General features: G+C 67.8%; 9 protein-coding genes. 7 read left to right on the plus strand and 2 right to left on the minus strand.

From position 1 onward, the window contains the following. Nucleotides 1-211: 211 nt before the first annotated feature. From A5747_RS23140 to proB, 5 genes are all read left to right on the plus strand, one after another. A complete protein-coding gene (locus tag A5747_RS23140) occupies nucleotides 212-2995 on the plus strand; it encodes an Rne/Rng family ribonuclease (RefSeq protein WP_076128674.1) in 2784 nt (927 codons plus the stop codon). Between the two features lie 188 nt (nucleotides 2996-3183). Further along, nucleotides 3184-3495: a 50S ribosomal protein L21 gene (gene rplU, locus A5747_RS23145; RefSeq protein WP_076064380.1), complete on the plus strand. Its 312-nt coding sequence runs from the start codon at nucleotides 3184-3186 to the stop codon at nucleotides 3493-3495. Nucleotides 3496-3509: 14 nt separating this feature from the next. Then, nucleotides 3510-3776, plus strand: a complete 267-nt coding sequence (rpmA, locus tag A5747_RS23150) for a 50S ribosomal protein L27 (protein WP_076128676.1) — start codon at nucleotides 3510-3512, stop codon at nucleotides 3774-3776. A 42-nt stretch (nucleotides 3777-3818) separates the two neighbouring features. Continuing rightward, nucleotides 3819-5270: a GTPase ObgE gene (gene obgE, locus A5747_RS23155; RefSeq protein ID WP_076128678.1), complete on the plus strand. Its 1452-nt coding sequence runs from the start codon at nucleotides 3819-3821 to the stop codon at nucleotides 5268-5270. Then, nucleotides 5267-6370, plus strand: a complete 1104-nt coding sequence (gene proB / locus A5747_RS23160; protein ID WP_076128680.1) for a glutamate 5-kinase — start codon at nucleotides 5267-5269, stop codon at nucleotides 6368-6370. The genes obgE and proB overlap by 4 nt, the downstream gene beginning before the upstream one ends. A gap of 1 nt (nucleotide 6371) precedes the next feature. On the opposite strand, the gene A5747_RS23165 is transcribed toward proB, so the two are convergent. Beyond that, entirely contained in the window at nucleotides 6372-7022 is a 651-nt protein-coding gene (locus tag A5747_RS23165; RefSeq protein ID WP_076128681.1) for a TetR/AcrR family transcriptional regulator, read from the minus strand. Between the two features lie 93 nt (nucleotides 7023-7115). Between A5747_RS23165 and A5747_RS23170 the strand changes: the two genes are divergently transcribed. After that, complete coding sequence (locus tag A5747_RS23170) at nucleotides 7116-8375, plus strand: cytochrome P450 (protein ID WP_076128683.1); 1260 nt, start codon at nucleotides 7116-7118, stop codon at nucleotides 8373-8375. Between the two features lie 77 nt (nucleotides 8376-8452). On the opposite strand, the gene A5747_RS23175 is transcribed toward A5747_RS23170, so the two are convergent. Continuing rightward, complete coding sequence (locus A5747_RS23175) at nucleotides 8453-9307, minus strand: NAD-dependent deacetylase (RefSeq protein ID WP_076128685.1); 855 nt, start codon at nucleotides 9305-9307, stop codon at nucleotides 8453-8455. Between the two features lie 145 nt (nucleotides 9308-9452). Between A5747_RS23175 and A5747_RS23180 the strand changes: the two genes are divergently transcribed. Then, the coding region (locus tag A5747_RS23180; protein ID WP_083700600.1) for an NAD(P)/FAD-dependent oxidoreductase at nucleotides 9453-10976 on the plus strand (1524 nt) is incomplete at its 3' end.

The following is a 10976-nucleotide window of genomic DNA, read 5'->3' on the forward strand; positions in this document are numbered from 1 at the left end:
CCCGAATGAAGACTTAGACAAGCGCGACCATCGCGAACCCGTGGTGTTGCGCGGCATGTCAGGCCGACATTCAGCACGGCGCCGAGCGAGTTCTTACCTGAGCCGCCCGGGGCGAGACCATCACAAGTCCGGGGGAAGTGGACCCGGGCCCATAGCGAAGCCCTCGCGTGGCCGCGTCGAAAGGACGCGCCCGGGGGCTTGAGGAGACTACGTGGTAAACGGTGCACCACCTTCAGACCCATCACACGAGCCGATCCAGCACGAGGAACTGCCGGAAAGCTTAAAAGTCCATTCGCTGGCACGAACGCTGGGAACCACCAGCAAGCAGGTGCTGGACGCGCTCAACGCGCTGGATGGACGGATCCGTAGCGCCCATTCGACCGTGGACCGCGACGACGCGATCCGGGTCCGCGATCTGCTGGCCGCCGCCCAACCGGAGGCCACGGCGTCCGCCGCGGTCGGCGAACCGGCGGAGGAGCCCGAATCCCGGCTGATGCTGCAGAGCTCAGATCCCGTGGACCGGCCGCACTACATGCCGCTGTTCGTCGCGCCGCAACCGATTGAGCGGGGTGACGACGACAGGAGCGCCGACGACGCTGCCGACTCCGACGACTCCGACGCGGACGACGACGAGGACGATCAGGCCGACCGGCCCGCCAACCGGCGCCGGCGCCGCGGCCGCCGGGGCCGTGGGCGCGGCCGGGGCGAACAGGGTGGGTCCGACAACCAGACCGACACGGACTCTTCCGACTCCGACTCGGACGACGACGACCAGGACTCCGACGACTCCGACGACGACAACATCGGCGACGACGAGAACGGTTCGTCCGAGGCGGGCAACCGGCGCCGCCGGCACCGCCGGCGCCGCAAGTCGGGTTCGGGCGACGACAATGACGACGGACCGTCACCCGACGATCCGCCCAACACCGTCGTACACGAGCGGGCCCCACGCTCCGGCAAGGCCGACGACAACGACTCCAACGGCTCGTCCGGCACCGAGATCAAGGGCATCAACGGCTCGACTCGACTCGAGGCCAAGCGGCAACGACGCCGCGACGGCCGCGATGCCGGGCGCCGCCGCCCGCCGGTGCTGACCGAGGCGGAATTCCTGGCGCGACGCGAGGCCGTCGAACGCATGATGGTGGTGCGCGACCGGGTCCGCACCGAACCGCCGCACCCGGGCGCGCGCTACACGCAGATCGCGGTGCTCGAGGACGGCATCGTCGTCGAGCACTTCGTCACGTCGGCCGCCTCGGCGTCCCTGGTGGGCAACATCTACCTCGGAATCGTGCAGAACGTGTTGCCGTCGATGGAGGCGGCCTTCGTCGACATCGGCCGCGGCCGCAACGGCGTGCTCTACGCCGGAGAGGTCAATTGGGAAGCCGCGGGACTGGGTGGCGCCGACCGGAAGATCGAGCAGGCGCTCAAGCCCGGCGACTATGTCGTCGTCCAGGTCAGCAAGGACCCCGTCGGACACAAGGGCGCACGGCTGACCACGCAGGTGTCGCTGGCGGGCCGCTATCTGGTTTACGTGCCGGGCGCGTCGTCGACCGGGATCAGCCGCAAGCTGCCCGACACCGAACGCCAGCGGCTGAAGCAGATCTTGCGGGAGGTGGTGCCGTCGAACGCCGGCGTGATCATCCGTACCGCGTCGGAGGGCGTCAAGGAAGAGGACATCCGCAAGGACGTCACCCGCTTGCAGGAGCGCTGGGAGCAGATCGAGGCCAAGGCGACCGAGATCAAGGGAAAGGCGGCCGGCGCCGCGGTGGCGCTCTACGAAGAGCCCGATGTCTTGGTCAAGGTCATCCGCGACCTGTTCAACGAGGATTTCGCCGGGCTCATCGTCTCCGGCGACGAGGCGTGGAACACGATCAACGAGTACGTGAATTCCGTTGCCCCGGAACTTGTTTCGAAGCTCACCAAGTATGAGCCCGCCACCGGGCCGGACGATTCGCCCGGACCGGATGTGTTCGCGGTGCACCGCATCGACGAGCAACTGGCCAAGGCGCTGGACCGCAAGGTGTGGCTGCCGTCGGGCGGCACGCTGGTCATCGACCGGACCGAGGCGATGACCGTGATCGACGTCAACACCGGGAAGTTCACCGGGTCCGGGGGCAACCTCGAGCAGACGGTCACCAAGAACAATCTCGAGGCGGCCGAGGAGATCGTCCGCCAGCTGCGGCTGCGTGACATCGGCGGCATCGTGGTCATCGACTTCATCGACATGGTGCTGGAGTCCAACCGCGACCTGGTGCTGCGTCGCCTCACCGAGTCGCTGGCCCGCGACCGCACCCGCCACCAGGTGTCCGAGGTGACCTCGCTGGGCCTGGTCCAACTGACCCGCAAGCGATTGGGAACCGGGCTGATCGAGGCGTTCACCACGCCCTGTCCGAACTGCGCCGGGCGCGGGCTCCTGGTGCACGGCGACCCGGTCGATTCGGCCCCCACGAGCGGGCGCAAGTCCGAGTCCGGCGGTCGGCGCGGCAAGCGGTCGAAGAAGAGTCGATCCGATGAACCCGCGGTGGCCAAGGTGCCCGCACACGCTCCCGGCGAGCACCCGATGTTCAAAGCGATGGCGGCCGGCCGCGGCGACGGCGAAACCGGCGAATCCGACGAGGACACGGAAACCACCACCGATATCGACGAACGGACCGAGGACAAGGTTCCCGCCGACCTCGAGGACGCCGACCGGGCTGAGTTCGAGGACTCCGACGAGGACGTCGAGGACATCGACGAGACCGACGAGGCCGACGAGGCCGACGAGGACTCCGACGACGACGATGAGGACGAGCTCGACGACGAGGATCTCGATGATGAGGACCTCGACGACGATGACGAGGATCTCGACCTCGACGACGACGACTTGGACGTCGAGGATTCCGACGACGACTCCGACGCCGAGACGGGCGGGGGGGAACGCGGGCTGGTCGCGGGACGTCCGCGCCGGCGTCGCGCGGCGGGTAGGCCGGCCGGCCCGCCCATCCACGTGGACTGACCCCGGTCAGGCGAGCCGGTTTGACCCTGTAGCCGCTGGTCACGTACCCTTGGACAGTTGTCGTCAGGCCTGCCGGGCCGACGACAGCGGGAGAGATGAGGCCCGCGCGCCAGCCTCCCGTGACCCAGACCCACCACGCGCACGCAACCGGTGACGCGTGCCCACGAGTAAACAGAGGTGCACCCACGATGGCGACCTACGCAATCGTCAAGACCGGCGGCAAGCAGTACAAGGTCGCCGTCGGAGACGTAGTCAAGGTCGAGAAGCTCGACTCCGAGCCGGGCGCCAAGGTCTCGCTGCCGGTCGCGCTCGTCGTCGACGGCGCCAAGGTCACCAGCGACGCCGCCGCGCTGGCCAAGGTCGCGGTGACCGGTGAGGTGCTCGAGCACACCAAGGGCCCCAAGATCCGCATCCACAAGTTCAAGAACAAGACCGGCTACCACAAGCGTCAGGGACATCGTCAGCAGCTGACGGTCCTGAAGGTCACCGGGATCAAGTAGCGGAGGCGACAGATATGGCACACAAGAAGGGCGCATCGAGCTCGCGCAACGGTCGCGATTCGGCCGCGCAGCGGCTGGGCGTCAAGCGGTTCGGTGGCCAGGTCGTCAAGGCCGGCGAAATCATCGTCCGCCAGCGCGGCACGAAGTTTCACCCCGGCGCCAACGTGGGCCGCGGCGGTGACGACACGTTGTTCGCAACGGCGGCCGGTGCGGTCGTGTTCGGCGTCAAGCGCGGCCGCAAGACCGTCAACATCGTCGCGGCCGGGCAGACCACCGACTGAGGTCGCCGCGCCCGTGCATGCGGGTAGCTGAGAGGACCGCCGATGCCTCGGTTTGTCGATCGAGTCGTCATCCACGCGCGGGCGGGTTCCGGCGGTAACGGCTGCGCGTCGGTCCACCGGGAGAAATTCAAGCCGCTGGGCGGACCCGACGGCGGCAACGGCGGCCGCGGCGGCAGCATCGTCCTGATCGTCGACCCGCAGGTGCACACCCTGCTGGACTTTCATTTCCATCCCCACGTCACCGCGCCGTCGGGCAAGCAGGGGATGGGCAACAACCGCGACGGCGCCGCCGGCTCCGACCTGGAAGTCAAGGTGCCCGACGGCACCGTCGTGCTGGACGAAAACGGGCGGCTGCTCGCCGACCTGGTGGGGGCGGGCACCCGCTTCGAGGCCGCCGCCGGTGGCCGCGGCGGCCTGGGTAACGCCGCACTCGCCTCGCGCGCCCGCAAGGCCCCGGGCTTCGCGCTACTCGGCGAGCCCGGCCAGGCCCGCGACCTCACCCTCGAACTCAAAACCGTCGCGGACGTCGGCTTGGTCGGATTCCCGTCCGCCGGAAAGTCCTCGCTGGTGTCGGTGATCTCGGCGGCCAAGCCCAAGGTGGCCGACTACCCGTTCACCACGCTGGTTCCCAACCTGGGCGTGGTCTCCGCCGGCGAGCACGCATTCACCGTCGCCGACGTGCCGGGCCTGATACCGGGCGCATCGCAAGGCCGCGGCCTGGGCCTGGATTTCCTCCGGCACATCGAGCGCTGCGCGGTGCTCGTTCACGTCGTCGATTGCGCGACCGCGGAACCCGGTCGCGACCCCGTCTCCGACATCGACGCGCTGGAGGCCGAACTCGCGGCGTATACGCCCACGCTGCAAGGGGATCCGGCGCTGGTCGACCTCGCCGAACGACCGCGGGCGGTGGTGCTCAACAAAATCGACGTGCCGGAGGCTCGTGAGCTAGCCGAGTTCGTCCGCGACGACGTCGCCGCGCGCGGCTGGCCGGTATTCCTGGTATCAACGGCAACCCGGGAAGGGTTGCAGCCGTTGATCTTTGGGCTCTGGTCGATGATCTCGGAGTACAACGCATCGCGACCGGCGCCGGTAGTGCGGCGCCCGGTGATCCGTCCGGTGCCGGTGGACGACAGCGGCTTCACCGTCGAGCCCGACGGGCACGGCGGTTTCACCGTCACCGGCGCGCGCCCTGAGCGGTGGGTGGGTCAAACGAATTTCGACAACGACGAGGCGGTCGGCTATCTCGCCGACCGGCTGGCACGCCTCGGTGTCGAGGAGGAGCTGCTGCGGCTGGGCGCGCAGCCGGGATGCGCGGTGACCATCGGCGAGATGACGTTCGACTGGGAGCCGCAAACCCCGGCCGGTCAACAGGTCGCGCTGTCAGGCCGCGGCACCGACGCGCGGCTGGAACGCACCGAACGGGTGGGCGCCGCGGAGCGCAAGGCCGCCCGACGCCAGCGGCGCGAGCACGGTCCCGAAGGTGGGGCCTCGTGAGCGCGCAGCGAGAAGCCATCCGGACCGCGCGCAGTCTGGTCGTCAAGGTGGGGACGAACGCACTGACCACGCCGTCGGGAGTGTTCGACGCCGGGCGGTTGGCCGGACTGGCCGACGCGATCGAGGCGCGCATGAAGGCGGGCACCGACGTCGTCATCGTGTCCTCCGGCGCCATCGCCGCCGGCATCGATCCGCTCGGATTGGCCCGTCGCCCAAAGGATTTGGCGACCAAACAGGCGGCCGCCAGCGTCGGGCAGGTCGCACTGGTGAATTCCTGGAGCGCGGCGTTCGCGCGCTACGGCCGCACGGTCGGACAGGTGCTTTTGACCGCGCACGACATTTCCATCCGCGCCTCGCACACCAACGCGCAGCGCACTCTGGATCGGTTGCGCGCGCTGCATGCGGTGGCGATCGTCAACGAGAACGACACGGTGGCCACCAACGAGATCCGGTTCGGCGACAACGATCGGCTCTCGGCGCTGGTGGCCCACCTGGTCGGCGCCGAGGCCTTGGTGCTGCTCTCCGACATCGACGGCCTCTACGAATCCGATCCCCGCAAGGTGCCGGGGGCGCGCTTCATTCCCGAGGTGGCGGGGTCGGCGGACCTGGACGGCGTGGTCGCCGGCCCGGGCAGCCACCTGGGCACCGGGGGGATGGCGTCGAAGGTGTCGTCGGCGTTGCTGGCCGCCGACGCGGGGGTTCCGGTGCTGCTGGCCGCGGCGACCGACGCCGCGACGGCGCTCACCGACGCCTCGACCGGAACCGTGTTCGCCGCGCGTCCCGTCCGGATGTCGGCCCGCCGATTCTGGGTGCGCTATGCCGCGGAGTCGACCGGCACGCTGAGCCTCGACGAGGGGGCGGTGCGCGCGGTGGCGCACCAACGCCGCTCGCTGCTGGCCGCGGGTATCACCTCGGTGTCGGGCCGGTTCTACGCCGGGGATGTCGTCGAGTTGCACGGACCGGACGCGACCATGGTGGCCCGCGGGGTGGTCGCCTACGACGCGGCCGAGCTCGCCACCATGATGGGCAGGTCCACGTCCGACCTACCCGGCGAGCTGCGCCGCCCCGCGGTGCACGCCGACGATTTGGTGACCGTGTAGCTCATTTTGCTGGCATGGGCTTGAGATACAGTGCACCCCAAGCGATCTCGGCCAGTGTCTCAGCCAGTTCCGTGTCGTAGGAGGCCGGGGCACTCGGAAGATTCTGCTGGCACGCCCGCTCGACCATCCACGTCAGTGCGCTCGCCGTGGTGGCGGCCGACAGCTCATGCCGGATGGAGCCGTCGGCCTGGCCGTCTTCGATGACACGGGCCAACCGCCCGGTGATCGCGGTCAGCAGATTGCGATAGGTCGCGCCGACCAAGGGGTCGTACGCGGCCATCTCGTTCAGTGCGACGAGCACCGGTTGATGACGGCGATAGCTTTCGATGATGGCGGCCATCCCCGCGCGCACGTCGTCGGGATCGTGCCGCCCCGCCACGCTCCACCACCGTTCGGCGCCCTCCGCGAGGTCCGCGAATACCTGCCCGGCGAGCCGGCGCAGCAGGTGGCCCTTGTCCTCGAAGTAGATGTAGAAGCTCGCCCGCGACATGCTCGCCTCGGTCGCTAGTCGGTCCACGCTGAGCTCGGTGAAGCTGGCGCCGTCGCGCATCAGCCGCTCGGTCGCATCGAGCAGCCGGCGCTCCATCTGCTCGCGCCGCTGCTGGCGCGTGTGCTCGCGCCTGGCCTGCGGCTTCCGGGTGACCGACGGCATTTACCGAGCATAGCCGACTATTCGACATATTGACTAGACAAAGTGTCTAGGCATATCGTCGGTGAACGGCTTTCGGTTCGTTGGAGGATCCCCATGACGGCTACGCCTGCCATTGCCCGCGCCTACGACACCATCGATCTGTCCTCCCGTGCGTTTTGGTCCACCACCGCGGCGGACCGGGAGCGCTCGTTCGCCGTGCTGCGGGCCGAGCGCCCGGTGAGCTGGCATCCGCCGGTCGAGGACGCCCTGATGCCCGATCCCGACGATCCCGGCTACTGGGCCGTCACCCGGCGCGCGGACATCGTCACGGTCAGCCGCAACAACGAGGCGTTCCTGTCCGGCAAGGGCGTGATGTTCGAGAGCATCCCGGTCGAGCTGCTCGAAGCGTCGCAGTCGTTCCTCGCAATGGACCCGCCGCGGCACACGAAGCTGCGGAAGCTTGTCAGCGCCGCGTTCACCCCGCGGCAGGTGCGTCGCATCGAGGATTCGATCCAAGCGAACGCCAAGACCATCGTCGAAGAACTGCGTGCGGCCGGCAGCGGCGCAGATTTCGTCGACCTCTGCGCCAAGGAATTGCCCATCCGCACGCTGTCGGACATGGTCGGGATCCCGGAATCCGAGCGTGAGCACATGGCCCGCGCCACCGATGCCATGGTGTCGTGGGCCGACCCGGACTTCCTCGACGGCCGCACCCCGATGGAGGTGTTGTTCGAGAACCAGATCTACGTGCATCAGGTGGCCGGCGCGCTCGCCGCCGAGCGCCGTGAGCATCCCGGTGACGACCTGATCAGCGGCCTGGTGCACGCCGAGGTGGACGGCGATCGGCTTTCCGATGCCGACGTGGCCGCATTCTTCGTGTTGCTTTCCGTGGCGGCCAACGACACCACCCGCCAGACCACGAGCCATGCCATGAAGGCGCTCACCGACTTCGGAGACCAGAGGGCATGGCTGCTCGAGGATTTCGATAACCGGATCGGCACCGCGGTCGAGGAATTCGTCCGTTGGGCCTCGCCCGTGATGACCTTCCGCCGCACGGCCGCAACGGATTTCGAGCTGGGCGGCCAGACCATCCTGGCGGGGGAGAAGGTGGTCATGTTCTATCCGTCCGGCAACTGGGACACCGAGGTCTTCGACCACCCCGAGCGGTTGGACCTGAGCCGCAGCCCCAACCCGCACGTCGGCTTCGGCGGCGGAGGACTGCACTTTTGCCTCGGGGCTCATGTGGCCCGCGCGCAGCTGCGCGCCATCTTCGGCGAGCTGCTCCGGCAGCTGCCCGACATCCAGGCGGGCGATCCGAACTACGTGGCAGGCAATTTCATCCACGCCGTGCGCAGCATGCCCTGCACCTTCTGATCGTTTGCAAGAGTTCGTCGAGGCCCCACGCCGAGCCTGTAAATCTGCAGACCCTCACTCGAACTTCTTCTGCAGATTTACAGGCTCGGCGCTAACAGCGTCCCTCCTAGTTCCCGCCCTAGTTCGGAGGCCAGCAGCGTGAGCAGTTCCGAGCACCCGCCGTCGACCTTCACGGTTGCCAGGTCGTCGCCGCGGGTGGGGCCGCGGTTGACGATCGCGACCGGTATGCCCAGTGCGGCGGCGTGCCGCACGAACCGGTAGCCGGAGAACACCGTCAGCGACGAGCCCACGACCAGTAGCACCTCGGCTTGATCGACCACCGAGTAAGCCTGGGCGACAGTATCTTTGGGCACGCTCTCGCCGAAGTAGACAATGTCCGGCTTGAGCATGCCGGCGCAGCGCGGGCAGTCGAGGTAGCGGAACGACGCGGTATCGGCGACAACGGCGTCGGCGTCGGGTGCGACCGCCAACCCGCCGATCGCTTCGGCGCGCTCGATGAATCCAGGGTTGAGCGCCTCGAGTCGTTCGGCCAGCGCGGCACGGCTCACCGTGAAGCCGCAGCTCAGGCAGATCACCTGGGCGTAGGTGCCGTGCAGATTGACCACGTTCGCGCTGCCGGCCTTGGTGTGCAGCAGATCGACGTTCTGGGTGATGATTCCGGTCACCACGCCGGCGCGCTCCAGCGCGGCCAACGCGCGGTGCCCGGCGTTGGGCTGCGTGTCATCCATATGCCGCCAGCCGACATGGTTGCGCGCCCAGTATCGCTGCCGGAACACCGGATCCGACCTGAACTGGCCGATGGTCATGGGATTGCTCGGCGGCGAGTCGGGACCACGGTAGTCGGGAATGCCCGAGTCGGTGGATATCCCCGCGCCCGTGAGCACCGCGACCCGGCGTCCCGCCAACAGCGCGACCAGCTCGGGAGCGTCCACGGCTCAAGGGTAATCACCCTGCGCGAGCGTGCGCGTCTGTACATCGACACGCTGCCAGCGCCGGCATTCTGCCCACCCTCGCGGCGGTGGGTCAGCCACGACGGGATCATGGCGTCGATGCTGACCTCGGCTTATGGTGGGTGACATGGGTCCGAATGTCGCCGAGTACTTCGACGTACTGATCATCGGCGCTGGATTCTCGGGCATCGGTGCTGCCTACCGCATACACGAGCGCAACCCGCAGCTGAGCTATGCGGTCCTCGAACGGCGCGCGCGAGTCGGCGGAACGTGGGACCTGTTCCGTTATCCGGGCGTGCGCTCAGACAGCGATATCTACACGCTGTGCTTTCCGTGGGAGCCCTGGACACGGCCCGAGATGATCGTCGACGGTGACCATATCTGGGAGTATCTGGACGAGACGGCGCGCAAGCATCACATCGACGAGCACATCCGATTCGACACGTACGTGCGTTCGGCCGACTGGAGCTCCGACACCGACACCTGGACGGTGCAGACCGGGCGGGACGGCGCCGAAAAGACGTACCGATGCCGATTTCTGTTCTTCGGGACCGGCTATTACGACTATGACAATCCGTACAACCCGACGTTCCCAGGTATTGCGGACTTCGCCGGAGAGGTGATCCACCCGCAACACTGGCCAGAATCATTCGAATATGCCGGCCAGCGGATCGTGGTCATCGGCAGCGGCGCTACGGCGGTCAGTCTGATCCCGTCGTTAGCCGAAAAAGCGGCGCACGTGACGATGCTGCAACGCACGCCGTCCTACATGATCTCGGCGGTGAAGAAGGAGCCGACGGCGATTGCGCTGCGGAAAGCATTGCCGCTGCGGGTCGCTCACTGGATCGTTCGGTGGCGCAACGCATTCGTCGCCCAGCTGATGTGGGTTGTCGCGCGCAAGACGCCCGAATTCAGCAAGCGGGCGCTGCGCCGCATCGCGGAGCGCAATCTGCCCGCTGGCTATCCGATCGACACCCACTTCACGCCGCCGTACGACCCGTGGGATCAGCGCTTGTGCTTCATCGTGGAGGGTGACCTGTACAAGGCGATCAGTGACGGCAAGGTCGAGGTGGTGACCGACCACATCGATCACTTCGACGCCACCGGCATCGCGCTGAAGTCGGGGCGGCGCATCGAAGCCGACATCGTTATCACGGCGACCGGGCTGCAGTTGCAAGCGCTGGGCGGCGTCACCGTCAGCGTCGACGGAGAGAAGATCGATCCCCACGAGCACTTCCTGTACAGGCGACACATGCTCGAGGATGTTCCGAACATGGCCTGGAGCTTTGGTTACATCAACGCGTCCTGGACATTGGGCGCCGACCTGACTGCACGGTCCGTCGCAAATCTATTGGCGTACATGAACTCTCGCGGTTACACCCATGCATATCCGCACCTGGGCGACACGGAGATGCCTGAGCAGCCGACGTTCCATCTGGAATCGGGTTACGTGAAGCGTGGTCGACATGTGCACCCGAAATCCGGCACGCGTCGGCCGTGGAAGGTGAGCCACAACTTTTTGAGTGACGTGCTCAGCAGGCGCTTCGAGCGCATCGAGGACTCAATGGTGTTCGGCCGTGGGGCGGGCGCCCCCCCCCCCCCCCGGCGCGGGGCGCCCGCAGGCCCGGGGGGGGGCGCGCCGGGGGGTGGG

The sequence above is a fragment of the Mycobacterium sp. IS-836 genome (genome assembly GCF_001954275.1).
Taxonomy (GTDB): domain Bacteria; phylum Actinomycetota; class Actinomycetes; order Mycobacteriales; family Mycobacteriaceae; genus Mycobacterium.